Here is a 24,710-nt window from a genome sequence, read left to right as displayed (position 1 = left end):
GACCGCGGCCATCGGCACCTACGAAGCGCTGCGCACGCAGCTCGGGAATCCCACCTTGGATCCCGAGCTGCTCGAGCGTGCGCTGACGCACCGGTCGTTCGCCTACGAGAACGGTGGTCTGCCGCACAACGAGCGGTTGGAGTTCCTCGGCGACTCGGTGCTCGGCGTCGTCGTCACCGAGACCCTCTACACCCGCCACCCCGACCTCTCCGAGGGACGGCTGGCCAAGCTCCGCGCCGCAGTCGTCAACGCCCGTGCGTTGGCTGGCGTCGCGCAGACCATCGGCTTGGGCGCGCACATCAAGCTCGGTCGCGGTGAGGAGAGCACCGGTGGTCGCGAGAAGGCGTCGATCCTCTCCGACACCGTCGAGGCCGTGATCGGCGCCGTGCACCTCAGCGGCGGTATCGACACCTCCGCGGCGGTGGTGCACCTCCTCTTCGACCCGCTCATCGAGGAGGCCTCGGCGCTCGGTGCGGGCCTGGACTGGAAGACGTCGCTGCAGGAGTTGACCGCCGAGCGGACGCTCGGCGTCCCCGAGTACGTCATCCGCGACGAGGGCCCCGACCACATGAAGACCTTCTTCGCCCAGGTGCGGGTGGGGGAGCAGCTCTACGGCAACGGAACGGGCCGCTCGAAGAAGGAAGCCGAGCAGGCTGCCGCCGAGACCGCCTACCGCGAGATCGCGGCCGCGCCCGCGCCGTCGGCCTCCGCCGGCTGAGCCGGCGACCTCTCGTGCCCGAGTTGCCCGAGGTCGAGGTCGTCCGCGCCGGCCTCGAACGACACGTCGTCGGGCGTCGGATCGCTGCGGTCGAGGTACTCCACCCGCGTCCGGTGCGAGCCCATGTCGCGGGCGCGGCGGCGTTCGCGGCGGACCTGACCGGGCGCGTGCTCGTCGGCGCGCGCCGTCGTGGCAAGTACCTATGGCTCCCGCTGGACAACGGTGACGCCCTGATGGCCCACCTCGGGATGAGTGGGCAGATGCTGGTGCAGCCGGTCGGACAGGTCGACGAGCGACACCTACGGGTCCGGTTCGGCCTCGGCGACGACGAGCTCCGCTTCGTCGACCAACGCATGTTCGGCGGTCTGTCGCTCAGCTCCGGGGGGGCGGAGCTCCCCTCGGAGATCGTCCACATCGCGCCCGACCCCATGGAGGCGGCCTTCGACCCCCACGCCGTCGCCGCCCGCATCCGACGCAGCGCCTCCGGCATCAAGCGACTGCTCCTCACCCAGACCGTGGTGAGCGGCGTGGGGAACATCTATGCCGACGAGAGCCTCTGGAGAGCGGGCGTCCACGGGGAGCGTGCCGGTCGCCAGCTCAGCAGGACGACGGTGCTCGGGCTCCTGGGCCACGTCCAGGACGTCATGGCCGAGGCGCTCGCGCAAGGCGGGACGAGCTTCGACGCGCTCTACGTCAACGTGAACGGCCAGTCGGGCTACTTCGACCGGTCTCTCTCGGCCTACGGCCAGGAGGATCGACCGTGCTCGCGGTGCGGCACGCCCATCCGCAGGGTCGCGTTCATGAATCGCAGTTCCTACTTCTGCCCCACCTGCCAGAAGGCGCCGCGGGGCCGGTGAACGGCGCGCCCTTCGCGCGATGCCGTCAGATTGACCCTCGTCCCACTCGGTGAGACTCTTGGAGACGGCCCTGATCCCGGGTCACCGCTGAACTGGAAGGCACACCGTCCCATGGCCAAGGCGCTGATCGGACACCTGAGCAGCGACCTGCGCGACCCCCGGCTCGCCGTCGAGAATGCTCGACTGCGCAACCGGGTGGCCGAGCTGGAGTCCCTCGTCCTGCGTCTGAGCGAGGAGAACGACCGCCTGGTGGCTCGCGCCGCCGAGCTGCTCGACCCCTCGCCCCAACAGGAGCTGCAGCCGGTCTGAGACCGGCCGGGCAGCTGGTAATCCAGGTGCCCTCCGCGGACGCTGCGAGTAGCGTCCGCACCTTGTGAGCACCGATATCCACCTGGGACGTCGCGCGCTCGCCGTAGCCGTCCCCGAACGGCTGGGGACGTCCTTCCGATGGCTCCTGGCGTCGTCGTGGGTGTCGAACATCGGCGACGGTATCGCGGTCGCGGCGGGGCCGCTGCTCGTGGCGAGCCAGACCGATTCGCCCGGTCTGGTCGCCCTCGCGGCCACGATGATCTATCTGCCGCCGTTCTTGGTCGGGCTGCTCGCTGGTGTCGTCACCGATCGTGTCGATCGCCGCAAGATCGTGGTCGCGGTCAACATCGCGCGCTGTGCGGTGCTGGGGGTGCTGGCGGCGGCGATCGTCGCGGACGCCGTGTCGATCGCGGTCGTGCTGGCGGCGTTGTTCCTGCTCGGCGTCGCCGAGACGTTCGGTGACAGCGCCTCGGCGGCGCTGCTGCCGATGCTCGTCCACCGTGACGACCTCGCTACGGCGAATACCCGCCTGCAGGCGGGATTCCTGACGATGAACCAGCTCGCCGGACCGCCCCTCGGTGCGCTGCTGTTCGCCCTCGGCTCGGTCGTACCCTTCGTCGCCTACGCCGTCCTCGTCGCGCTGAGCGCGATCCTGGTGACGCGGGTCGCGACGACGCCGCGGGTGCGCGACGCGGACACCCCTGGCCACGTGTGGCGCGAGGTCGTCGAGGGGGTGCGGTGGACGTGGCACCACGCAGCGGTACGCACGTTGGTGGTCACGATCTTCGTCTTCAACACCACCTTCGGCGCGGCGTGGTCGGTGCTCGTCCTCTACTCCACCGAGCACCTGGGTCTGGGGGAGGTCGGCTTCGGCCTGGTCACCACCGTAGGAGCCCTGGGCGGCATCGCCGGCACGCTCTCCTACGGCTGGCTCACTCGCCGGATCAGCCTGGCGGGCCTGATGCGCATCGGGCTGGTCGTCGAGACGTTCGTGCATCTCGGCCTCGCGCTCACGCACTCGCCGTGGGTCGCGATGGCGATCTTCTTCGTCTTCGGTGCCCACGCGTTCATCTGGGGCACGACCTCGATCACGATCCGGCAGCGGGCGGTGCCGGAGGCGCTCCAGGGCCGCGTGGGCAGCGTCAATGTGCTCGGTGTCTTCGGAGGCATGGCACTCGGCTCGATGCTCGGCGGCGTCATCGCCGAGCACGGGGGGCTGACCGCACCATTCTGGTTCGCGTTCGCAGGGTCGGCCGTCCTGGTCTGCGCGATCTGGCCGCAGCTGCACCACATCGCCCATGCCGACGACCAGCCCACAGCCGAGGCTGCCGCCTTCGTGCCTGACGCCGGGCAGCAGGTGCACGGTGCCGTGGACGACGAGCGTTAGGGTGGGCGGGCTGCTTCCCCCGGCGAGCGCTTGCGCCTGCGTGACAGCACGTTCCTGAACCGCTCGGCCCGCAACCGCGGGCCTGCTGCCCCCGGGGAGTCCTGCGTGTACCTGAAGAGCCTGACGCTCAAGGGCTTCAAGTCCTTCGCCTCGGCGACGACGCTGCAGCTCGAGCCCGGGATCACCTGCATCGTGGGACCCAACGGCTCGGGCAAGTCCAACGTCGTCGATGCACTCGCGTGGGTGATGGGCGAGGCCAGTGCGAAGTCCCTGCGCGGCGGCAAGATGGACGACGTCATCTTCGCCGGGACGTCGGGGCGTGCGCCGCTGGGTCGTGCCGAGGTCGTGCTCACGATCGACAACTCCGACGGCGCGCTGCCGATCGAGTACTCCGAGGTGACGATCAGCCGCACGATGTTCCGCAGCGGCGGCTCGGAGTACGCGATCAACGGCAACTCCTGCCGGCTGCTCGACGTCCAGGAGCTGCTGAGCGACTCCGGCATCGGCCGGGAGATGCACGTCATCGTCGGGCAGGGCCAGCTGGACACGATCCTGCACGCGACGCCGGAGGACCGTCGGGGCTTCATCGAGGAGGCGGCAGGCGTTCTGAAGCACCGCAAGCGCAAGGAGAAGGCGCTGCGGAAGCTCGATGCCACCGAGGGCAACCTGCACCGGTTGAACGACCTGCTCAGCGAGATCCGTCGTCAGCTCAAGCCGCTGGGGCGTCAGGCCGAGGTCGCCCGCAAGGCGGCCGGCGTCCAGGCCGACGCGCGCGACGCCAAGGCCAGGCTGCTCGCCGACGACCTGGTGATCGCGCGGACCGCCCTCGAACAAGAGCTCGCTGACGAGTCGATCCTCGTGGAGCGTCGTGAGGAGGTGGAGGCGGCCATCGCGCAGGCCCGCGAGGCCGAGGCAGCCCTGGAGGCAGCGCTGCGCGAGGACCTGCCCGCGCTCAGCCGTGCCCAGGAGGTGCAGTACGCCTTGGGCGGTCTGCGTGAGCGGATCCGCGGGACGCAGGGACTGGCGGCCGAGCGCATCCGCAACGCCGCCGGCGTGACCGAGTCCGAGTCGGGTGGTGGCCGAGACCCGGAGGAGATCGAGGCCGAGGCCGCGCGGGTGCGCGCGGAGGAGGAGGCCATCACCACGCAGGTCGAAGCCCACCGCACCACGCTCGAGGACGCCGTGGCGGCTCGTCGCGCCGCCGAGGACGCCGCAGCGGAGGAGGACCGCCGCATCGCCGGCCTGCAGCGGGCAGCGGCCGACCGACGTGAGGGCCTGGCCCGGCTGCACGGCCAGGTCAACGCGCTGCGCTCGCGTGCCGCGGCCGCCGACGACGAGATCGGTCGACTGCGTCTGGCCCGCGAAGACGCTCAGGCGCGAGCCGAGCGCGCACAGCGCGACTTCACCGCGTTGGAGACGCAGGTCGCCGGTCTGGACGCCGGCGAGGAGGGGCTGGACGCCGAGCACGAGGCCGCGCACACCGCCCTGGAGGCGATCGAGGAGCGGCTGGAAGCCGCCCAGGCCCAGGCGCAGCAGGCGGATCGTGATCGCACCGCTCTCGCAGCCCGGAAGGACGCACTCGAGATCGGCCTGGCGCGCAAGGACGGCGCGGGTGCCCTGCTCGCGGCGTCCGAGCCCGTCTCCGGGCTGCTCGGATCGGTGGCGGCGCTCCTCACCGTGCGGCCCGGCTACGAAGCGGCCGTCGCGAGTGCTCTGGGGAGCGCTGCCGACGCCGTCGCGGTCGCCGATGCCGACTCCGCCGTCACGGCACTCAGGTTGCTGAAGTCCGAGGATCTCGGGCGAGCCGGGTTCGTGCTCGGCGGTGCGCCAGTGGACGACGAGGACTGGCCGGGGCTGCCGGGCGACGCGGTCTACGCACTCGACGTCGTCGAGGCGCCCGACGCGCTGCGTCCGGCGCTGGTTCGACTCCTGCGCAAGGTCGCCGTCGTCGAGGACCTCGACGTCGCGCGCCGTCTCGTCGCCGACCTGCCCGACGTGCTCTTCGTGACGCCCGCGGGCGACCTGCTCGGCGCACATCGCGCCGCCGGCGGCTCCTCGGCCCAGCAGAGCCTGATCGAGATCCAGGGCGCGGTCGACGACGCCGCGAGCCAGCTCGCCGAGGTGACCGCCGCGGGCGAGCGCCTCGCGTTCGAGCTCTCCGGGCTCGAGGCGGAGCGATTGGAGGCGCAGAAGCGGGTCGACGTCGCCCTGGCGAAGCTGCACGAGTCCGACGCGACGCTCGCGGCGGTCGCCGAGGAACTGGGGCAGTACGGCTCGCAGGCCCGTGCCGCCCGCGGCGAGGCCGAGCGTCTCACCCAGGCCATGGAGAAGGCCGAGGAGGCGCGCACGAACGACCTGGCCGGCCTCGCGGAGCTCGAGCAGCGCCTGGCCGCCGCCGAGGATGCTCCGGAGGAGGAGCCCGACACCGCCGACCGCGAGCGGCTCGCCGCCGCGGCGACCGCGGCGGGGCGGGCCGCGGTGGACGCGCGGCTCGCCCTGCGCACCGCGGAGGAGCGGGCGCGTGCCCTGCACGGCCGCGTCGACGCGATGCTGCGCCAGGCGGCGGCCGAGCGCGAGACCCGGGCGCGCGCCGCCGAGCGTCGTGAGCGGCTCGTCGCCGAGGGACGCGCCGCCGAGGCGGTCGCCGTCGCCGCGGAGTACGTGCTGGCCCGGCTGGAGACCTCGTTGCATGCCGCCACCCAGGATCGGCTGCGGGTCGAGCAGTCGCGCACGGGCCGCGAGCGCGAGCTGCTCGACGTCCGGGCGGCGCTGCGCGACCTCGGCAAGGAGCACGACGAGCTGGTGAACTCGGTGCACCGCGACGAGATGGCCCGCGCCCAGCAGCGCATGCGGATCGAGCAGATCGAGGAGCGCGCGCTCGAAGAGCTCGGTCTCGAGCCCGCCGGACTGGTCGGCGAGTTCGGTCCCGACCAGCTGGTGCCGCCCTCGGCGACGGCCGATCCCGCCCCCGACGGCGAGGAACTGCAGCCGACCCCGTTCGTCCGCGAGGAGCAGCAGAAGCGGCTGCGCGCTGCCGAGCGCCAGCTCGCGATGCTCGGCAGGGTCAACCCGCTGGCTCTCGAGGAGTTCTCGGCGATGGAGGAACGGCACAAGTTCCTCACCGAGCAGCTGGAGGACCTCAAGCAGACCCGCAAGGACCTCCTCGACATCGTGCGCGACGTCGACGTCCGGGTGGAGCAGGTGTTCACCGAGGCCTATGCCGACGTCGAGAAGGCCTTCGACCAGACCTTCTCGCGACTCTTCCCCGGGGGCGAGGGCCGCCTGGTGCTCACCAACCCCCACGACATGCTCGCCACCGGTGTCGAGGTCGAGGCTCGTCCGCCGGGCAAGAAGGTCAAGCGGCTCTCGCTGCTGTCGGGCGGCGAGCGGTCCCTGGTCGCCGTCGCCTTCCTCGTGGCCCTGTTCAAGGCCCGTCCCTCGCCCTTCTACATCCTCGACGAGGTCGAGGCCGCGCTGGACGACACCAATCTGGGGCGCCTGCTGGAGATCTACGAGGAACTGCGCGAGAACTCCCAGCTCCTCGTCATCACCCACCAGAAGCGCACGATGGAGGTCGGCGACGCCCTCTACGGCGTCACGATGCGCGGCGACGGCGTCAGCGCCGTCATCAGCCAGCGCCTGCGCGAGACCGAGTCGGCATGAGCGCCTCGACCGGCCGTGCTCCGCGCCCGGTGCGTGGCGACTACCGAACCTGGCGCACCGCGACGACGCGGTGGTCCGACGACGACGTGTACGGGCACCTGAACAACGCCCGGTACTTCGACCTCATCGACACGGCCGTGAACGCACATCTCGCGGAGGCGACCGGCACCGACATCCGCAAGCTGCCTGCCATCGGAGTGGTCGCCGAGGTCAGCTGCCGCTACTTCGCCGAGATGGGCTACCCGCGCCCCATCGAGATGGGGGTGCTGGTCGAACGTCTCGGCCGCACGTCGGTGGTCTACCGGGTCGGCCTCTTCCAGGGCGAGGACGCCGGGCCTGAGCAGCCGGCGAACGCGGAGGGCCGGTTCGTGCACGTCTACGTCGACGACAACGACCCGGCACGGCCACCGACGCCGATCCCCGACCAGATCCGCGCGGTGCTGGAGCCGCTGGTCGTCTCGACATCCGGTGACGAGGCGTGATCTGAACCACCCCTGCCGCCACCAGGTGGTTTCCGGGGTCGTGTGATCGCGCAGAATGAAGACGTCGTCATCTCGGAGGGGTCTTCCATGCTCGTCGTCGCCGTCGCCCTGATCGTCTCGCTGGTCTTCGCAGCGCTGGTGGCGGTCTACGCCGCCTACACCGACCGGGGCGAGCAGGTGCCCGTCGTCCCGTGGCTCGGCGACGCGATGGAGAAGGCCGCCGACGCCGTCCCGACGCTGCCGGAGCCGTCCCGCCGCTCCTGAACCGGGCCGGTCGCCGCAGTGACTTCGGGCCGTCGAACGAATCCGCTCGCTGCCTGATTGGATGAGCGACATGGAGATCTCCGTGCTCATCGGCCTTGGCGTCCTGATCCTCCTCGTCGGGATCGGCCTGATCGTCGGTCTCGTCACGCGACGACAGGGCACGGGCAAGGTCCCGCCGGCGATGCCGCCGGTCGAGACTCCCGGGACCGGGCCGGCCCCCTCGGTCGGCGACGTCGATGCGGCGCCGGGCGGTCTCGTCGAGCCGACGGAGGCGCCTCCGGCCGCGCCGGTCCTGGACCGCCCCGAGGACACCCGATCCCGCCTGGCTCGGCTGCGCCAGCGGCTCGCCGGCTCCCAGGGTGGCTTCGGTCGCGGTCTGCTCGCGTTGCTCTCACGCGACCGCCTCGACGAGGACACCTGGGAGGCCATCGAGGACGTCCTGCTCACCGCCGACGTCGGGGTCGCCCCGACCCAGAAGGTCGTGGAGAACCTCCGCACCCGGCTGCGCGTGGACGGCGCCGAGGCGGGCGACCCGCGGTCGGTGCTGCGCGATGAGCTCATCGCGCTGGTCGACCCGAGCCTGGATCGACGTCTGCAGGTCAGCGGAGCAGAGGGGCAGCCCGGCGTGGTGCTCGTGGTCGGCGTCAACGGCGCCGGCAAGACCACGACCGTCGGCAAGATCGCCAGGATCCTGGTCGCCGAGGACCGCAGCGTGACACTGGGGGCCGCCGACACCTTCCGCGCCGCCGCCGTCGACCAGCTGGCGACCTGGGGCGAGCGCGTCGGCGTCGACGTCGTGCGGGGCGCCGAGGGCTCCGACCCCGCGAGCGTCGCCTTCGAGGCGGTCAGACAGGGGGTCGAGCAGGGCGTCGACACCGTCATCGTCGACACTGCCGGGCGGCTCCAGAACAAGGCCGGCCTGATGGACGAGCTCGGCAAGGTCAAGCGGGTGATCGAGAAGCAGGCTCCGGTCACCGAGGTGCTCCTGGTGCTCGATGCCACCACCGGTCAGAACGGCATGGTTCAGGCCAGGGTCTTCAGCGAGGTCGTCGATGTCACGGGCATCGTGCTGACCAAGCTCGACGGCTCGGCCAAGGGCGGCATCGTGATGGCCGTGCAGCGTGAGCTCGGCGTGCCGGTCAAGCTCGTCGGCCTCGGCGAGGGCCCCGACGATCTGGCGCCGTTCGATCCCGCGGCCTTCGTCGACGCACTCCTCGGCTGACGGCCGGAGGCCGAAACGTCCGCGTAACACAGAGCGGAAACCTGTTTCGTCTCCGAAACACGCGACGGGTGGCGTTGAAACCTCCGCGGCGCAGAGTCCTCGCAGTCGGGTGGTCGGCCGGAAGGCCCGGGCTGCACCTCCGACTCCCTGTTCGGACTCCTGGAGGTTCTGTGGACGGCTATTTCGCCTTCATGCTCGTGGCCACGGCACTCGTGCTGATGATGACGATCCCCGCGCTCGCCCTGTTCTACGGCGGCATGTCCCGCGCCAAGTCGGTGCTCAACATGATGATGATGTCCTACGTCGCCGCGGCGATCGTCGGCATCGTCTACGTCGCGATCGGCTGGTCGATGAGCTTCAGCGGTGACGGCGTGCTGTTCGCCAACCCGTTCGAGCTCTTCTGGCTCGACGGCGTCCCGACCGACGCCTACATCGGCGTCATGTTCCAGATGACGTTCGCGATCATCACCTGCGCCCTCATCAGCGGCGCCGTGGCCGACCGGATGAAGTTCTCCGCCTGGGTGCTGTTCGTCCCGATCTGGGCGATCGTCGTCTACTTCCCGATGGCCCACATGGTCTTCAGCTGCACCGACGACTCGCTGATCTGCGGCCAGATCGGTGCCCAGGACTACGCCGGCGGCACCGCCGTCCACATCAACGCCGGTGTCGCTGCCTTCGTGCTGGTGCTGCTGCTCGGCAAGCGCGTGGGCTGGCCCAAGGACAAGATGCGTCCGCACAACCTCACCCTGACCATGCTCGGCGCAGGTCTGCTCTGGTTCGGCTGGTACGGCTTCAACGTCGGCTCGATCGTCCTCGGCGATCAGGACCCGGTGGCTGAGATGAGTCGCACGTTCGCCAACACCACGCTGGCCACCATGGCCGCGATCCTCGGTTGGCTGCTGCTCGAGCGGATCATGCACGGCAAGGCGACCTCGCTCGGTGCCGCATCCGGCATCGTCGCGGGCCTGGTGGCCATCACGCCGGCGGCCGGCGCGGTCGACCTCTCCGGTGCCGTCGCGATCGGCTTCATCGCCGGAGCGGTCTGCGCCTGGGCGGTCTCGTGGAAGTTCAAGTTCGGCTTCGACGACTCCCTCGACGTCGTCGGCGTGCACCTCGTCGGTGGCATCATCGGAACCGTGCTGATCGGCCTCTTCTCCACCTCCGAGGGAGCGGGCGGCATCGACGGCCTCTTCTACGGCGGCGGCCTCGGTTCCCTCGGCGACCAGGTGCTCGGCGCACTGGTGGCGATCGGCTACTCCGCGGTGCTCACCACGATCATCGGCCTCGCCATCAAGTACACGATCGGCCTGCGTCTGGCCGAGGAGGACGAGGTCGAGGGCATCGACTTCGTGGAGCACGGAGAGAGCGCCTACGACCTGCACACCTCGATGAGCGGCGGTCCCAAGACCGGCGTCCTGAACACCAAGCCCGCGTCGGAAGGATTCTGAGAATGAAGCTCGTGACCGCGGTCATCAAGCCGCACAAGTGGGAGGACGTCCGCGAGGCGCTCGAGACCTTCGGTGTGACGGGCATGACCGTCAGCGAGGTCAGCGGCTACGGCCGCCAGAAGGGCCACACCGAGGTCTACCGCGGCGCGGAGTACGACATCGCGCTGGTCCCCAAGATCCGCATCGAGATCGTGGTCGACGGCGACGACGTCGAGGACATCGTCGGCATCATCGTCAAGACCGCCCAGACCGGCCGGATCGGCGACGGGAAGGTATGGGTCTCCGCGATCGACACCGTCGTCCGCGTCCGCACCGGCGACAAGGACGAAGCGGCGCTCTGACGTCCGGTGGGGCCCGGCCGGTGGCGGCCGGGCCCTGCTGTCTGCCCGGGGTCCGGCAGTCCGGAACGTCCACCACCACGAGGAGATCCGACGGCGATGACCGCAGCAGAGCGCGCCTTCCGTACGGCCGAGGCCGACGCCCGGTGCGTCGACGCCTTCGCCGGCTCCTGCGCTCCCGACTCGGGCATGGCCCTGGTGGCCGTCGGCGGCTACGGCCGTGCAGAGCTCGCGCCCTTCTCCGATCTCGACGTCGTCCTGGTGCACCACCCCGACCTCGACCCGAGCGCGGCGGCCGAGCAGATCTGGTACCCGCTGTGGGACAGCGGGGCGCGACTCGACCACTCGGTGCGTTCCCTGCCCGAGATGCTCGCCGCCGCCGACGCCGACTACCGCGTCGCCTCGGGCCTGCTCGACGTCCGCCACGTCGCGGGCGACACCAGCCTGAGCCTCCGGCTGCGCACCACGATGCTCGCCGAGTGGCGCAAGGGTGCCCGCGGCCGACTGCCGCTCATCCGGGAGTCCGCGCAGTCGCGCCACCAGCTGATGGGCGAGCTAGCCCACCTGTCGGTGCCCGACCTCAAGGAGTCCGAGGGCGGCCTGCGCGATGCCACCACGCTGCGCGGGATCGTCGCCACCTGGCTGGTCGACGTGCCGCACGGGCCGCTGGAGACGTCGCGGCAGGCACTGCTCGACGTGCGCGACCACGTGCACGACATGGCCGGTCGCGCGACCGACCGCGTCACACCGGAGACCTGGGCCGAGCTCGCCGTCCGGTTGGGTCTGCCCGACGAGCGCGCCGCGCAGATGCACGTGCGCCAGATCGGGCGCCGCATCACCCACGTCACCCGGCTCGCCTGGCGCCGCGTGGACGGCGTCCTCTCGCGGCCGTCCTCGCCCCAGGTGGCACGTCGCCCGGTGCTCGAACCGCTGGCCGCCGGGGTCGCGCTCTCGGCGGGGGAGGTCGTGCTCGATCGCAGGGCCGACCCCGGTCGCGATCCGGCGCTGCTGCTGCGCGCGGCCACCGCCGCCGCCGAGCGCGGCGTCCTGCTGGCGCCCGCCACCGCGGCCCGCCTCGTGCGCGAGTGCGCGCCCCTGCCCGACCCCTGGCCGGAGGAGGCGCGGCACCTGCTGGTGCGTCTGCTGGCCTCGGGCCCGGGTCTGCTCGATGTGTGGGAGACCCTGGACGAGACGGGTGCGCTCGCCGGGATCCTGCCGGAGTGGGAGCGGATCAGGCTGCTTCCGCACGCCTCGGTGATCCACCGGTTCACCGTCGACCGGCACGTCGTCGAGACCTGCGTCGAGGCCGCCGGCCTGATCCGCAGCGTCGCGCGCCCCGACGTCTTGATGGTGGCCGCGCTGCTCCACGACATCGGCAAGGGCGGCCTCACCGATCACAGCCAGGCCGGTGAGCCGCTCGCGCGCCGGGTGGCTCAGCGGTGCGGCTTCGACGCCGACGCCGTCGAGCTGATCGCGCTGCTGGTGCGCTGGCACCTGCTGCTCGCCGAGACCGCCACCACCCGGGACCCCGACGACCCCGCGACCGTCGAGCTGATCACCTCGCGCGTCCGGACGAGCGAGAATCTCTCCCTGTTGCGTGCCTTGACCGAGGCCGACGCCAAGGCGACGTCGCCCAAGGCGTGGTCGTCGTGGCGCGCCGGCCTGATCCTCGACCTGGCTCGCCGTGCTCAGGCGTCGTTGGACTCGGGCGTGACGCTGCCGCCGATCACCACCGACGTCGCCCCGGTGCCGCCTGGGCTGGAGCCTGGCAGCGTCTCGGTCACCGTCGAACCGCTGCCGGACGGTGCCCGGCTGACCCTGATCGCGCCTGATCGGGTCGGGCTGCTCGCCGACGTCGCGGCCACCCTCGCGGTGCTGCGCCTGGGCGTGCGCGCGGCGCGCGTCTGGTCGCAGGACGACGACGGCGTCGGCCCGGCGGTCGGGTTCTCGGTCTGGGACGTCGCCTCCGACGGTGCCGAGCCCGGCCTGGTGCGCACCAAGTACGAGGCCATCGTGGCGGGGCGGATCGATCCGGCCCGCCGGTTCGCACCGGCGCGCGGCGATCTCGCCCCGTCGGTGGTGGTGCGGCCCGAGGCCAGCGACCTGGCGACGGTGCTGGAGGTGCGCACCGCCGATCGGCCCGGCGTCGTCCACCTGGTGTGCCGCGCCCTGGCCGAGCACGACGTGGCCGTCCGCTCGGCCCACGTCGACACCCTCGGCCCACAGGCCGTCGACGTCTTCTACCTGCAGGAGCCTTCGGCCGGGGCCCTCTCCGACACCCGCGCGGCTGCCGCGGCGCACGCCGTCCGGGCGGCGCTCAGTGGCGAGACCGCCTCGGCCTAGCGAGCCCCCCAGCCTCGTTGCCGTGAGCGTCACCGCGGATCGTTAGGCTGGCTTCGTGTTCGCCACGCTCTCCGACCGCCTCGCCGATACCTTCAAGAACCTCCGGGGGAAGGGTCGGCTCTCCGAGGCCGACATCGACGCGACCGCGCGCGAGATCCGCATCGCGCTACTCGAGGCCGATGTCGCGCTTCCGGTGGTCAAGGACTTCGTGGCCGCGGTCAAGGACCGTGCACGCGCCGACGAGGTCAGCCAGGCGCTGAACCCGGCTCAGCAGATCGTCAAGATCGTGCACGAGGAGCTCGTCACGATCCTGGGTGGCGAGACCCGCCGGATGCGATTCGCCAAGCACGGCCCGACCGTCATCATGCTCGCCGGCCTCCAGGGCGCCGGTAAGACGACCCTGGCGGCCAAGCTCGCGCTCTGGCTCAAGGAGCAGGGCAAGACGCCGCTGCTGGTGGCCTGCGACCTGCAGCGTCCCAACGCCGTCAACCAGCTGCAGGTCAACGGCGAACGGGTCGGAGTGCCGGTGTTCGCGCCCGAGCCTGGCAACGGCGTCGGCGATCCTGTGTCGGTGGCGCGCGCCTCCCTGGAGGAGGCCAAGCGCTCGCTCTACGACGTCGTCATCGTCGACACCGCCGGCCGCCTCGGCGTCGACGCCGAGCTGATGCAGCAGGCCTCCGACATCCGCGAGGCCGTACAGCCCGACGAGGTGCTCTTCGTCGTCGACGCGATGATCGGCCAGGACGCCGTGGTCACGGCGCAGGCGTTCCTCGACGGCGTCGGCTACGACGGTGTCGTCCTCACCAAGCTGGACGGCGACGCGCGGGGAGGCGCGGCGCTCTCGATCCGTCAGGTCACCGGACGCCCGGTCATGTTCGCGTCGTCGGGGGAGAAGCTCACCGACTTCGACGTCTTCCACCCCGACCGGATGGCCTCGCGCATCCTTGACATGGGCGACATGCTCACCCTGATCGAGCAGGCCGAGAAGACCTTCGATGCCGAGCAGGCACTCAAGGCGGCGGAGAAGCTCACCGGCAAGGGCGGGGAGTTCACCCTCGACGACTTCCTGCAGCAGATGCAGCAGGTGCGCAAGCTCGGTTCGATGTCGAAGATCCTCGGGATGCTCCCGGGCATGGGCCAGATGCGCGAGCAGCTGGAGAACTTCGACGAGCGCGAGATCGACCGGATCCAGGCGATCATCCAGTCGATGACGCCGGCCGAGCGTGACAACCCCAAGATCATCGACGGCTCCCGCAGGGCTCGCATCGCCAAGGGAGCGGGCCGCACCGTCACCGACGTCAACCAGCTCGTCGACCGCTTCTTCGAGGCGCGGAAGATGATGATGCAGTTCGCACGCGGCGGGGGCATGCCGGGTATGCCGGGAATGCCGGGAATGCCCGGAGCCGGCAAGCGCAACCAGCAGCCGAAGCAGCAGAAGAAGGGCAAGGGCGCCCGCCGCTCGGGCAACCCGGCCAAGGCGGCACAGCAGGCAGAGGTGGACGCTGAGAAGCAGAAGGCAGCCGCCGCGGGCGCGAACCCGTTCGGCGCTCCGACCGAGGACATCGACTACGAGACCGCGGCGGCCAACCTGAACCTGCCGAAGGACTTCTCGAACTTCCTCAAGTGACCCACCCCGTCACGAGGGCAGTCCGATGAGCAGGCCACGACCCCCGGTGCTCGTCGTCGACGCCGCCAACGTCGTCGGCGCTCGGGCAGACGGGTGGTGGAAGGACCGCGCCGGCGCCGCCCGCCGACTCCACGAGGAACTGCTGGTGGCCGACGTCGGGTTCGAGCAGATCGTGCTCGTGCTGGAGGGCGGCGCGAAGGCGGGCGTGCGGGCCGGCAAGGACGCGCACGTGCTCGTCGTGCACGCGGCGCGCGACGGTGACAGCGAGATCGTGCGCCGTGCGCGGGCCGCTGCCGAGCGTGGGCATCAGGTTCGCGTGGTCACCGCCGACCGCGCGCTCGCGGCGAACCTCGCCGCGTTCGCCGACGTGCTGGGTCCGACCTGGCTCCTGGACCGGCTGTAGCGTCGGACGGGTGGTGGCAGCGAAGTTCCATGGTCCGGCCCTGCCGGACGGCGAGGCGCGCGACGTCTTCGTCGTCGACGGGTGCATCACCTACGAGCCGCAGGCCGGTGCCGAGACCGTCGCGAGTGGCTGGCTCGTGCCCGGGCTCGTCGATGCCCACAACCATCTCGGTCTCGAGGACGGCGGCGCCGTCGACGCTGCTGAGATCGAGCGCCAGGCTGTACTGGACCGTGACAGCGGTGCATTGCTGCTGCGCGACTGCGGTTCGCCGGCCGACACGCGCTGGGTGCACGAGCGCGACGACCTTCCGCGGTTGATCCGCGCCGGCAAGCACGTCGCGCGCACCCGTCGCTACCTCCGTGACTACGGGGTCGAGGTCGAGCCCGCGGATCTGGTCGCGACGGTGGTCGAGCAGGCTCGTGACGGCGACGGGTGGGTGAAGCTGGTCGGCGACTGGATCTCCCGTGAGGCCGGCGACCTCGCCCCGTCCTTCCCCGCTGCCGACTTCGCCGCAGCCATCGAGGCCGCGCACGCCGAGGGAGCCAAGGTCACCGCGCACTGCTTCGGCGTCGATGTGCTCGACGGGCTCCTCGAGGCAGGGATCGACTGCATCGAGCACGGCACCGGGCTCGGGGAGCAGCACGTGGAGCACATGGCCGAGCATGGCGTCGCTCTCGTTCCGACTGTGCTGCAGACCCGCAAGTTCCCCGGATTCGCCGAGGCCGGTCGCGACAAGTTCCCGCGCTACGCCGAGACCATGGAGTCGCTCTTCGCCAGTCGGCGCGACGTCCTGATGGCCGCCCACGAAGCCGGCGTCGCGCTCTACGTGGGCACCGACGGTGGTGGGAGCGGTCGCCACGGCACACTCCACGAGGAGATCCACGCGATGGTCGAACTCGGGCTCCCCGCCGAGACCGTCATCGCGGCCGCGTCGTGGGACGGGCGCACCTGGTTGGGGCATCCCGCCGGGCTCGGCGAGGGGGATCCGGCCGACTTCGTCGTCTACGACGCCGATCCGCGTGCGGACCTCTCGACCCTGACCCGGCCGGCCTGCGTGGTGCTGCGCGGTGCGGTCTATCGGAGTTGATCGGTTCGTTGATTTCCGGCGGCACGTCCGCTCTGGCAGACTTCCGCGTCGAGTCCCGCGTGCACGGCCCCTCTCACCGTGCCCGATGTGGCCCCACGGAGTTCGAGCGCGTGCCCCACGCGTGTCCCGCTCTCCACCCGAACACGATTCTCAAGGAGACACCACAAACGTGGCCGTCAAGATCCGCTTGAAGCGCCTGGGCAAGGTCCGGGTGCCGCAGTACCGCATCGTCATCGTCGACTCGCGCAAGAAGCGCGACGGCAAGGTCATCGAGGAGATCGGCCTGTACCACCCGAAGGAGGACCCGTCCTACATCCGGGTCGCCTCCGACCGGGCGCAGTACTGGCTCGGCGTCGGCGCGCAGCCGACCGAGGCTGTCGAGAAGATCCTCAAGATCACCGGCGACTGGCAGACCTACAAGGGCATCGCCGGCACTGAGGGCACCCTCAAGGTCGCCGAGCCCAAGACCGACAAGCTCGAGATCTTCAACCAGGCCCTCAAGGAGGTCGCCAACGAGCCCAAGGGCGCGGCGGTGACCAAGAAGGCGGCGAAGAAGACCGAGAAGCCCGCCGAGGAGACGCCGGCTGCCGAGGCTCCGGCCGAGGAGAAGCCTGCTGCCGAGGAGGCGCCCGCCGCCGAGGCGCCTGCGGCCGAGGCTGAGGCCGGGACCGAGGCCTGATGCTGGCCGACGCTCTCGACCACCTCGTCCGCGGGGTCGTCGACCACCCGGACGATGTCGTCGTGCGCGACAAGCAGCTTCGCCGTGGCTCGGTCCTCGAGGTGCGCGTGCACCCCGACGACCTGGGCAAGGTGATCGGTCGCGGTGGCCGTACCGCCTCGGCCTTCCGCACGGTCATCTCCGCGCTTGCCGGCAGCGACGGCGCTCGTATCGACTTCGTCGACGTCGACCGCCCTGGACGTGGTCGCTGACCTCGTCGCCGCACAGGCGTTCTACGCTGACCCGTCTTCATCTGGAGACGGGTCAGCGTCATTTTCATGAGTCATCGTCGAGCCAGGAGGCATGGTGGAGACCGTCGAGGTCGTGGTCGGACGGATCGGCAAGCCGCACGGCGTCCGCGGTGAGGTCACCGTCGATGTACGGACCGACGAGCCGGAGCGGAGGTTCGTCGCAGGCGCCGTCCTGGACGTCGAGGCGCCGCGCGGCTCCGCCTTCAGGCATCGCACCGTGACCGTGACCCGCACGCGGTGGCACCAGTCGGTGCTGTTGGCCACCTTCGAGGAGCTCGGCGACCGGACCGCGGCGGAGGCCGCGCGCGACGTCCTGCTGCGGGTCAGTGTGCCCGCCGACGCCACGCCGGACGACCCCGAGGAGTTCTACGACCACCAGTTGATCGGGCTGGCCGTGGTGGACCTCGACGGCGCCCCGCTCGGCACGGTGCGCGGCCTCGTGCACGGGGGAGCGCAGGACCTCCTCGAGATCACCGCTCTCGACGGCCGCGAGACCCTCGTGCCCTTCGTCGTCGCCCTCGTCCCCGAGGTCGACGTCGCTGGAGGACGGGTGGTCGTCGCCGACCGGCCGGGTCTGGTCGCCCCGCTCGACGACGAGTCCTGAGCGAGCTCCGCAGTGCGTCTGGACTTCGTCACGATCTTCCCCGACTGGTTCGCTCCGCTCGAGTTGTCCCTGGCCGGGAGGGCGCGAGCCAGCGGCCTCCTCGACATCCACGTCCACGACCTGCGCTCGTGGACCCACGACCGGCATCGCACGGTCGACGACACCCCCTACGGCGGTGGCGCCGGCATGGTGATGAAGCCCGAACCGTGGGGAGAGGCGCTCGACGAGCTACTCCCGGACGGGGGCACGCTGGTGGTTCCGACGCCGTCCGGCATCCCGTTCAGCCAGGCCATCGCCCGCGACCTCGCCACCCGCTCGCAGATGATGTTCGCCTGCGGTCGCTACGAGGGGATCGATCAGCGGGTGTTCGACCACGCCGCGTCACGCGCCGAGGTCGTGGAGCTGTCGCTCGGTGACTACGTGCTCAACGGCGGCGAGGTGGCGGCCCTGGCGATCACCGAGGCGGTGGTGCGCCTGCTGCCCGGATTCATGGGAAACGCGGAGTCACTGGTCGAGGAGTCGCACGAGGACGGGCTCTTGGAGTACCCCGTGTACACCAAGCCGTCGACGTGGCGTGGGCACGACGTCCCGCCCGTGCTGTTGTCGGGCGACCACGGCCGGGTCGCGTCCTGGCGACACGAGGAGGCGCTGCGTCGCACAGCCGAGCGACGCCCTGATCTGCTGCCCGCACCCACGACGCTCGACGACGATGCGCAGCCGTAACACGCCTGCTGTGTCGGTTACGTGGTCGAAACACAACCGGCGTCCTTCCTAAACATCCACTCGCCACCATCTCGGACGAAGTGCGGCGCGGCAAGGTCGCCGCCGGCGCTCCCACTCCCGAGACTCAGCGAGGAACTGCATGTCTGTTGGACTTGAATGGACACTTCTCTGCGCGGCCTTGGTCATCTTCATGACCCCCGGCCTCGCCTTCTTCTACGGCGGTCTGGTCAAGCAGAAGTCCGTCGTCTCGATGATGATGCTGAGTTTCGGCTCGATCGCCATCGTCACGATCCTCTACGTCCTCTACGGCGGCGTGGGTATCACGAGCCAGGGCAACAGCGGCGGCTCGAAGTTCTTCGGCAACCCGTTCGAGGACTTCGGCATGTCGAACCTGGTGTCGACCGCCGGTACTGGCACTGACGCGGCGCTCTTCGCCGGCCACGCCTTCCTGGTGGCGTTCTGCATCATCACCGTCGCGCTGGTCTCCGGCGCCGTCGCCGACCGCGCCCGCTTCTGGCCCTGGATGCTGTTCGCGGCACTGTTCGCCACCTTCGTGGTGTTCCCGACCTTCAAGTGGATCTGGGCATTCGACGAGGAGGGCACCTTCTACGGGTGGCTCGCCAACGACGTCTGGGGTCTCGGCATCGGCGCGCTCGACTGGGCCGGCGGCACCGTGATCCACCAGTCGGCCGGTGCGGCCGCGCTGGCTCTGGCTCTGGTCCTCGGCCGTCGCAAGGTCGGCTTCTCCAAGGAGGAGTCGGTCGCCCACAACGTTCCGCTGGTGCTCATCGGCGCGGCGATCCTGTGGTTCGGCTGGTTCGGCTTCAACACCGGCGTCCAGGGTGGCGACGCGGGCCAGACCTCGCTGATCTTCTTCAACACCCTCCTGGCCCCCGCCGCGGCTCTGCTCGGCTGGATCGTCGTGGAGACGTTCAAGGACGGCAAGGCCACCGCGGTCGGCGCCGCCTCGGGCATCGTCACCGGCCTGGTCGCCATCACTCCGGCGTGCGCCTTCGTCACTCCGGTCTGGGCCCTCGTGCTCGGCCTCATCTCCGGCGCCATCTGCGCGTTCGCTGTCGACCTGAAGTTCAAGCTCGGCTTCGACGACACCCTCGACGTGGTCGGCATCCACCTCGTGGCCGGTTTCATCGGCTGCCTCTACGTCGGCATCTTCGGTTCGGAGACGCTCACCGGTGGCAGCCTGGTCTTCGGCGGGGAGGGCAAGCTGTTCCTGGCTCAGCTCTTCTCCTCGATCACCGTCATCGCGTTCTCCTTCACCGTCTCCTTCATCTTCGCCACGGCGATCGAGAAGACGATCGGCTTCCGGGCCAAGGAGGAGGACGAGGTGGCCGGCATCGACCTGGTGCTCCACGGCGGCGGCTACGCCCTCGACTGAGGTTCCCGGTCGGTCGGGTCAGTCCGGCCAGACCGCTGACACCTGGAACCGTTCGGCCCGTCCCGCGCACGCGGGGCGGGCCGGCCCCGCCGTCAGGGGGGGCCCGCCCCCCCCCCGTTCAGCGGGTCTCGGCGATCCGCATGCTCGATGCCCTGATGCGAGTGCTCAGGTCCTCGATCTCGCCCAGCACCTCGCGCGACGACCACACCGGTGCTCGCCGCGTCCGGGGGACGCGGGTCAGGATCCCCGCCTGGGTCAGTCGACCGATGTCGGCGCGTGCCTCGACGTCGGTCGCCCCGGTGCGCGCGAGGACCAGGTCGATGTTGAGGATCGGCTCCTCGGTGAGCAGGTCGAGCAGTCGGTGCAGCGGAGTGCCCGGTCGGGTGCCGCCGAGCCGGTCGTGCCACTCCTCTCGGATCTCGTGCAGCCGACCGGCCGTGCTCCACGACTCGGTCGTGGCGGTGGTGATGGCGCGGGCCAGCATCGCGATCAGCGTGTAGGCGTACCCGTCGCGGTAGTCGTTGAGCGCGCCGAAGTACCGCTCGCGATGGGCCACGAGAGCGGAGGCGATCGGCACGGTGAGGTGCTGGGTTCCCCGACCACGTCGCAGCACGGCGTGGATGAGCGCACGACCGATCCGTCCGTTGCCGTCGATGAACGGATGGATCGACTCGAACTGCGCATGCACGATCGCCGCCTGGACGACCAGCGGAACGTCCTTGCGGTTGGCGAAGGCGAAGAGATCCTCGATGTAGGCGGGCACCGTCTCGGGCGGAGGGGGCACGTGCAGGGTGTCGCGTGGGGCGTAGTCGCTGCCGCCGACCCAGTTCTGCCGTGTGCGGAACCGCCCGGCATTGTGCTGCTGGCTGGGGTCGCGGGCGAAGAGGTCGCGGTGGCCGCGCAGGATCGACTCGGCGCTCACGGTGCGAGTGCGCCCGGCGTCGCCGATGATCCGCGTCATCGCAGCGGTCGCTGACGCCATCGAGCGGGCCGAGGAGGACGCTCCCTCGCCGAGGAGCGCGCGGCCGTAGTCGGCCAGGCTGGCCTCGACGTCCTCGATCTTCGACGAGTCCACCGACTCGGTGCGCAGCAGCAGGTGGTTGAGCGACTGCAGCGTGCGCCCGTGCACCAGGTCGAGATGGTGCAGTCCGCCGGCGCTGGCCGTCGTCATCGCGGCCAGGGGGCGGTCCGTCACGTAGTCGACGTCTCGGATGAACGGCGGAAGGGTGACCACGATCTCGCGGAGCAGACGGTCGGCGCGAGGGCCTCGGGGGCTCGACTGCTGCCAGGGACGACGCTCCTCGGCATGCGCCGGCCAGTCCGACGTCGGTTCGAGCACCCCCGACCCGGCTTCTCCGGGCGTACCGTCGGTCCGGGTCTGAGATCGCGCTCGGCCGGTCACGGGTTCATTCTCGTACACCGAGTGCGTCCGAGAAGTTCCGAAGCGGTTGGCGTGCTCCCGGTGCGTGCAGCGCAAGGCGCCGGCGCGCAGCCATACCAGGTTGTCTCGCAAGCGTCGGCAACGCCGCGGGGTGCGTGCCGGGGGTGCGCGAAGCGCATCAGAACTTCCCGGACGTGCCACTAGTGCGTCCGCCCACGCGCGACGCTGAGCGGGGTGCGCGGGATTTCAAGTTGGTCGCGCCGTTGTGGCAGACTCACCCGTTGGCCCGGTCGGGCCGATGGGTCGCTCCGAGGAACGCACGCGGGGGGCCTGCACCGGTTCCCGCCGCAGGGGGTGTCGGAGCGTCCGGCCCGAAGACCGTGCCGTCCGTAGCGATCAGGGGCGACGACCCCGCCTGAATACCGCGGCTGACCTGTGGCAGTAGCGAGGAGAACACCATGAGCAACGTGCTCGCCGAGATCGGCAACACCAGCAAGCGCGACGACATCCCGGCCTTCCGCGCCGGCGACACCGTCAAGGTCCACGTCAAGGTCATCGAGGGCAGCCGCTCGCGTGTCCAGATCTTCCAGGGCGTGGTGATCCGGATGCACGGCTCGGGCATCGGCCGCACCTTCACCGTCCGCAAGGTCTCCTTCGGCGTCGGCGTCGAGCGCACCTTCCCGCTGCACTCCCCGATCTTCGAGCAGATCGAGGTCGTGACCCGTGGTGACGTGCGCCGCGCGAAGCTGTACTACCTGCGCAACCTGCGCGGCAAGGCCGCCAAGATCAAGGAGCGTCGCGAGCTCTGATCAGCTCCACTCGCTCACACGATCCGCGTCCCTCTGGGGCGCGGATCGTTCGTTTTCGGCTGCTTCCTACACTCTCGGGGTGAGCACCGACGACCGATCGCCGGAGACCATCGACGACGCGACGGCGGAGAGCGAGGTCGAGTCCGGGGCGCACGGCGGTGACCAGGCCGCGCCGCGGCGACTGGCGCTGTGGCAGGAGCTGCTCGTGCTCACCGGTGCGGCGCTCGTCGTCGCACTGATCGTCAAGTCGCTGTTCGTCCAGGCGTTCTACATCCCCTCCGACTCCATGGAGCCCACCCTGGCCAAGGACGACCGGATCCTGGTGCAGAAGGTCTCCTACTGGTTCGGCGGATCACCCTCGCGCGGAGACGTCGTCGTCTTCGAGGATCCGGGCGGTTGGCTCGGGGCGGGGGAGGACGAGTCCCCGACGGGTGTGCAGTCCGTGCTCGCGAAGATCGGGCTGTACCCAGAGGGCGGTCATCTGGTCAAGCGGGTGATCGGCGTCGAGGGCGACGTCATCGAGTGCTGTGACGACGAGGGACGCATCCTGGTCAACGGCGAGCCGCTCGACGAGGACGACGTCATCGCCCCTCGCGCGGAGAACGTGCAGTGCAACGGCCCGATGACCCCGACCTGCGACTGGACGGCCGGGCCCGTGCCCGAGGGCACCATCTTCGTGCTCGGTGACCACCGCGCCCGCTCCGCGGACTCCTCCTACCACCTGTGCGACCCCGAGGGCGAGACCGACTGCACCGACAACCCGTACGTGGACGTCGACCTGGTGGTCGGGAAGGTCTTCGGGGTCATCTGGCCCCAACGGCACTGGACCCTTCTGGGACGCCCCGACGTCTACGCCGACATCCCCGCAGCGGACGGCGAGTGATGGCGGGCGCGCCGCGAGCAGCTCGCGCCCGCGCCGGTACGCCGCCCTCCCTGCGAGTGGAGCGGCGCATGCTGCGCGACGGCGTCGCCGCCCTGGCGTGTTGCGACGAGGTCGGACGCGGCGCCCTGAGCGGTCCCGTGACCATCGGCGCGGTCCTCGTCACCGCGGCGACCCGGACCGCGCCGCAGGGCGTGCGCGACAGCAAGTTGCTCACGCCCGACGCGCGTCGACGTCTGGCCCCGCGGATCGAGCGCTGGGCCGCCGCGCACGCCGTCGGGCACGCCAGCCCGGCCGAGATCGACACGTTCGGCATCATGACGGCGATGAGGCTGGCGGGGGAGCGCGCGCTGCGCGCGCTCGCCGTCCAGGCCGACGCCGTCCTGCTCGACGGCAACCACGACTATCTCAGTCCTCCCGACCAGGACGTCCTCTTCGGCGGTCTGCCCGAGACGACGCACGCCGTCGGCGCCGCGCCGTGGGCACTTCCGCGCGTCGTCACCATGATCAAGGCCGATCTGCGTTGCGCGGCCGTGGCGGCGGCCAGCATTCTGGCCAAGACCGCGCGCGACGAGATCATGGTGGAACTCGCCGCCGACCACCCCGAGTACGGGTGGGCGGAGAACAAGGGCTATGCCGCGCCGGAGCACATCGATGCGTTGGCTCGTCTCGGGCCGACCCCCCACCACCGGACGTCGTGGCGCCTGCCGGGCCTGGCGCCACCTCTCGGGGGCGCGGACTCCGTCGCCGACACGCACGCGGTCGCCTCTGCGCGGGCATTAGAGTCGCCAGCATGAGTGCCGAGGAGCTCGAGAAGTACGAGGCCGAGCAGGAGCTCACCCTCTATCGCGAGTACCGCGACGTCGTGGGCATCTTCAAGTACGTGGTCGAGACCGATCGACGCTTCTACCTGTGCAACCAGGTCGACGTGAAGTCGCGGGGCGAGGACGGCGACGTCTTCTTCGAGGTCTCGATGAGCGATGCCTGGGTGTGGGACATGTACCGACCGGCGCGGTTCGCCAAGACCGTGAAGGTGCTGACGTTCAAGGACGTCAACGTCGAGGAGCTCGCCGAGTCGGCCTTCGAGCCCCCGAAGCCCTGATTCCGTCGGCTCCCTGAGAGGTCAGCCCCTATCGACGCGACCTCTGAGCCGCCCGAGGGGGTGGCAGGCGCCTGCCCGGGGCGAGTGTCCGATCGGTCAGACCTGCGTCTAGTCACTGGCTGGTCGCGGGGATCTCTCCCTACGCTCGATGAGCGGAGGACGGGCCGTCTCGCCCCGTCCGCAGCCATGGGGGGAGGCGCGATGGGGAGCGCAGGTCGACGACGGACCAGCCGCGGTGCGGCCGCGGTCGAGTTCGCACTGGTGATGGTGCCGATGCTGTACCTGGTCTTCGGCGCGATCGGCTACGGCTACATGTTCAGCTTCCGCCAGGCCCTCTCGCAGTCGGCGGCAGAGGGAGCTCGCGGCGCTGTCGGGGCCTACAACCCCACGGACGGAACGTGTGCCGCCACGGGGCCGTACACAGCGACCACGTGCCCGGCCCAGGCGGCAGCGGCGACAGCTGTCGCGAACGCCGTCAACACCTACGGCATGACCTGTGGGACCAAGTACCTCACCTGCACGATCCGGGTCGGCGCGACCCCGACGGTCACCGGTTGCGCGACGGGCCACACCTGCATCTCGGTGACGGTCACCTATCCCTACCGGGCCCACTCGTTGCTGCCTTCGCTCCCGGGCTACGGCTTCGTGCTTCCCCAAGACCTGACCTTCACCTCGGTGGTGCAACTCACATGAGGATC

The 24,710-nt window shown here is 70.6% G+C and carries 25 protein-coding genes; 24 read left to right on the top strand and 1 reads right to left on the bottom strand.

From position 1 onward, the window contains the following. Window positions 1-55: 55 nt before the first annotated feature. From rnc to KSO97_RS08385, 19 genes are all read left to right on the top strand, one after another. A complete protein-coding gene (rnc, locus tag KSO97_RS08475) occupies window positions 56-718 on the top strand; it encodes a ribonuclease III (protein WP_232677872.1) in 663 nt (220 codons plus the stop codon). Window positions 719-732: 14 nt separating this feature from the next. Then, window positions 733-1,575 (top strand): bifunctional DNA-formamidopyrimidine glycosylase/DNA-(apurinic or apyrimidinic site) lyase, encoded by an 843-nt coding sequence (gene mutM, locus KSO97_RS08470; protein ID WP_232677870.1) that lies wholly within the window; start codon window positions 733-735, stop codon window positions 1,573-1,575. Window positions 1,576-1,686: 111 nt separating this feature from the next. Then, window positions 1,687-1,884 (top strand): hypothetical protein, encoded by a 198-nt coding sequence (locus KSO97_RS08465; RefSeq protein ID WP_232677868.1) that lies wholly within the window; start codon window positions 1,687-1,689, stop codon window positions 1,882-1,884. A gap of 64 nt (window positions 1,885-1,948) precedes the next feature. Beyond that, entirely contained in the window at window positions 1,949-3,271 is a 1,323-nt protein-coding gene (locus tag KSO97_RS08460; protein WP_232677867.1) for an MFS transporter, read from the top strand. Window positions 3,272-3,376: 105 nt separating this feature from the next. Then, the gene (gene smc, locus KSO97_RS08455) at window positions 3,377-6,934 is read left to right on the top strand and encodes a chromosome segregation protein SMC (RefSeq protein ID WP_232677866.1); all 3,558 of its coding nucleotides are present in this window, start codon (window positions 3,377-3,379) and stop codon (window positions 6,932-6,934) included. After that, window positions 6,931-7,416, top strand: a complete 486-nt coding sequence (locus KSO97_RS08450; protein ID WP_232677865.1) for a thioesterase family protein — start codon at window positions 6,931-6,933, stop codon at window positions 7,414-7,416. The genes smc and KSO97_RS08450 overlap by 4 nt, the downstream gene beginning before the upstream one ends. Before the next feature lie 87 nt (window positions 7,417-7,503). Then, window positions 7,504-7,680, top strand: a complete 177-nt coding sequence (locus KSO97_RS08445) for a hypothetical protein (protein WP_232677864.1) — start codon at window positions 7,504-7,506, stop codon at window positions 7,678-7,680. A gap of 70 nt (window positions 7,681-7,750) precedes the next feature. Beyond that, entirely contained in the window at window positions 7,751-8,902 is a 1,152-nt protein-coding gene (gene ftsY, locus KSO97_RS08440; RefSeq protein ID WP_232677863.1) for a signal recognition particle-docking protein FtsY, read from the top strand. Between the two features lie 170 nt (window positions 8,903-9,072). Continuing rightward, entirely contained in the window at window positions 9,073-10,350 is a 1,278-nt protein-coding gene (locus KSO97_RS08435; RefSeq protein ID WP_232677862.1) for an ammonium transporter, read from the top strand. A 2-nt stretch (window positions 10,351-10,352) separates the two neighbouring features. Continuing rightward, window positions 10,353-10,691, top strand: a complete 339-nt coding sequence (locus tag KSO97_RS08430; RefSeq protein WP_232677861.1) for a P-II family nitrogen regulator — start codon at window positions 10,353-10,355, stop codon at window positions 10,689-10,691. Window positions 10,692-10,787: 96 nt separating this feature from the next. After that, window positions 10,788-13,031: a [protein-PII] uridylyltransferase gene (locus KSO97_RS08425; RefSeq protein ID WP_232677860.1), complete on the top strand. Its 2,244-nt coding sequence runs from the start codon at window positions 10,788-10,790 to the stop codon at window positions 13,029-13,031. Window positions 13,032-13,086: 55 nt separating this feature from the next. Beyond that, window positions 13,087-14,658, top strand: a complete 1,572-nt coding sequence (gene ffh, locus KSO97_RS08420; protein WP_232677859.1) for a signal recognition particle protein — start codon at window positions 13,087-13,089, stop codon at window positions 14,656-14,658. A gap of 25 nt (window positions 14,659-14,683) precedes the next feature. After that, complete coding sequence (locus tag KSO97_RS08415) at window positions 14,684-15,061, top strand: hypothetical protein (RefSeq protein ID WP_232677856.1); 378 nt, start codon at window positions 14,684-14,686, stop codon at window positions 15,059-15,061. 10 nt (window positions 15,062-15,071) lie between these two features. Beyond that, a complete protein-coding gene (locus KSO97_RS08410) occupies window positions 15,072-16,148 on the top strand; it encodes an amidohydrolase family protein (RefSeq protein ID WP_232677854.1) in 1,077 nt (358 codons plus the stop codon). A 169-nt stretch (window positions 16,149-16,317) separates the two neighbouring features. Continuing rightward, window positions 16,318-16,827: a 30S ribosomal protein S16 gene (gene rpsP, locus KSO97_RS08405; protein ID WP_232677852.1), complete on the top strand. Its 510-nt coding sequence runs from the start codon at window positions 16,318-16,320 to the stop codon at window positions 16,825-16,827. Beyond that, entirely contained in the window at window positions 16,827-17,078 is a 252-nt protein-coding gene (locus KSO97_RS08400; RefSeq protein ID WP_232677850.1) for an RNA-binding protein, read from the top strand. Before rpsP ends, KSO97_RS08400 begins: the two co-directional genes overlap by 1 nt. Window positions 17,079-17,169: 91 nt before the next feature. Continuing rightward, entirely contained in the window at window positions 17,170-17,721 is a 552-nt protein-coding gene (gene rimM / locus KSO97_RS08395; protein ID WP_232677848.1) for a ribosome maturation factor RimM, read from the top strand. Between the two features lie 12 nt (window positions 17,722-17,733). Continuing rightward, complete coding sequence (gene trmD / locus KSO97_RS08390) at window positions 17,734-18,444, top strand: tRNA (guanosine(37)-N1)-methyltransferase TrmD (RefSeq protein WP_232677844.1); 711 nt, start codon at window positions 17,734-17,736, stop codon at window positions 18,442-18,444. 139 nt (window positions 18,445-18,583) lie between these two features. Further along, window positions 18,584-19,840, top strand: a complete 1,257-nt coding sequence (locus KSO97_RS08385) for an ammonium transporter (RefSeq protein WP_232677842.1) — start codon at window positions 18,584-18,586, stop codon at window positions 19,838-19,840. 118 nt (window positions 19,841-19,958) lie between these two features. On the opposite strand, the gene KSO97_RS08380 is transcribed toward KSO97_RS08385, so the two are convergent. After that, window positions 19,959-21,242 (bottom strand): Fic family protein, encoded by a 1,284-nt coding sequence (locus KSO97_RS08380; RefSeq protein ID WP_232677840.1) that lies wholly within the window; start codon window positions 21,240-21,242, stop codon window positions 19,959-19,961. 437 nt (window positions 21,243-21,679) lie between these two features. On the opposite strand from KSO97_RS08380, the gene rplS reads away from it, so the two are divergent. From rplS to KSO97_RS08355, 5 genes are all read left to right on the top strand, one after another. Next, window positions 21,680-22,030, top strand: coding sequence for a 50S ribosomal protein L19 (gene rplS, locus KSO97_RS08375; protein ID WP_232677837.1), 351 nt, complete (start codon window positions 21,680-21,682; stop codon window positions 22,028-22,030). Between the two features lie 79 nt (window positions 22,031-22,109). Further along, the gene (lepB, locus tag KSO97_RS08370) at window positions 22,110-22,913 is read left to right on the top strand and encodes a signal peptidase I (protein ID WP_232677835.1); all 804 of its coding nucleotides are present in this window, start codon (window positions 22,110-22,112) and stop codon (window positions 22,911-22,913) included. A 68-nt stretch (window positions 22,914-22,981) separates the two neighbouring features. Beyond that, window positions 22,982-23,707: a ribonuclease HII gene (locus KSO97_RS08365; RefSeq protein WP_232677834.1), complete on the top strand. Its 726-nt coding sequence runs from the start codon at window positions 22,982-22,984 to the stop codon at window positions 23,705-23,707. After that, the gene (locus KSO97_RS08360; protein ID WP_232677832.1) at window positions 23,704-24,012 is read left to right on the top strand and encodes a DUF2469 domain-containing protein; all 309 of its coding nucleotides are present in this window, start codon (window positions 23,704-23,706) and stop codon (window positions 24,010-24,012) included. The genes KSO97_RS08365 and KSO97_RS08360 overlap by 4 nt, the downstream gene beginning before the upstream one ends. Window positions 24,013-24,213: 201 nt before the next feature. Further along, entirely contained in the window at window positions 24,214-24,705 is a 492-nt protein-coding gene (locus tag KSO97_RS08355; RefSeq protein WP_232677830.1) for a TadE/TadG family type IV pilus assembly protein, read from the top strand. Window positions 24,706-24,710 lie beyond the last annotated feature (5 nt).

This window comes from Nocardioides sp. R-C-SC26 (assembly GCF_021246465.1).
GTDB lineage: Bacteria > Actinomycetota > Actinomycetes > Propionibacteriales > Nocardioidaceae > Nocardioides.
This window is presented reverse-complemented; position numbering and strand designations above follow the sequence as displayed.

Excerpts from the sequence above, each read along its gene's own strand:
- KSO97_RS08465 (WP_232677868.1), top strand. The coding sequence starts at position 1,687 with ATGGCCAAGGCGCTGATCGGACACCTGAGCAGCGACCTGCGCGACCCC.
- ftsY (WP_232677863.1), top strand. The coding sequence starts at position 7,751 with ATGGAGATCTCCGTGCTCATCGGCCTTGGCGTCCTGATCCTCCTCGTC.
- KSO97_RS08355 (WP_232677830.1), top strand. The coding sequence starts at position 24,214 with ATGGGGAGCGCAGGTCGACGACGGACCAGCCGCGGTGCGGCCGCGGTC.
- KSO97_RS08360 (WP_232677832.1), top strand. The coding sequence starts at position 23,704 with ATGAGTGCCGAGGAGCTCGAGAAGTACGAGGCCGAGCAGGAGCTCACC.
- KSO97_RS08365 (WP_232677834.1), top strand. The coding sequence starts at position 22,982 with ATGCTGCGCGACGGCGTCGCCGCCCTGGCGTGTTGCGACGAGGTCGGA.
- KSO97_RS08425 (WP_232677860.1), top strand. The coding sequence starts at position 10,788 with ATGACCGCAGCAGAGCGCGCCTTCCGTACGGCCGAGGCCGACGCCCGG.
- rimM (WP_232677848.1), top strand. The coding sequence starts at position 17,170 with ATGGTGGAGACCGTCGAGGTCGTGGTCGGACGGATCGGCAAGCCGCAC.
- KSO97_RS08385 (WP_232677842.1), top strand. The coding sequence starts at position 18,584 with ATGTCTGTTGGACTTGAATGGACACTTCTCTGCGCGGCCTTGGTCATC.
- rplS (WP_232677837.1), top strand. The coding sequence starts at position 21,680 with ATGAGCAACGTGCTCGCCGAGATCGGCAACACCAGCAAGCGCGACGAC.
- KSO97_RS08430 (WP_232677861.1), top strand. The coding sequence starts at position 10,353 with ATGAAGCTCGTGACCGCGGTCATCAAGCCGCACAAGTGGGAGGACGTC.
- KSO97_RS08445 (WP_232677864.1), top strand. The coding sequence starts at position 7,504 with ATGCTCGTCGTCGCCGTCGCCCTGATCGTCTCGCTGGTCTTCGCAGCG.
- KSO97_RS08415 (WP_232677856.1), top strand. The coding sequence starts at position 14,684 with ATGAGCAGGCCACGACCCCCGGTGCTCGTCGTCGACGCCGCCAACGTC.
- KSO97_RS08450 (WP_232677865.1), top strand. The coding sequence starts at position 6,931 with ATGAGCGCCTCGACCGGCCGTGCTCCGCGCCCGGTGCGTGGCGACTAC.
- KSO97_RS08400 (WP_232677850.1), top strand. The coding sequence starts at position 16,827 with ATGCTGGCCGACGCTCTCGACCACCTCGTCCGCGGGGTCGTCGACCAC.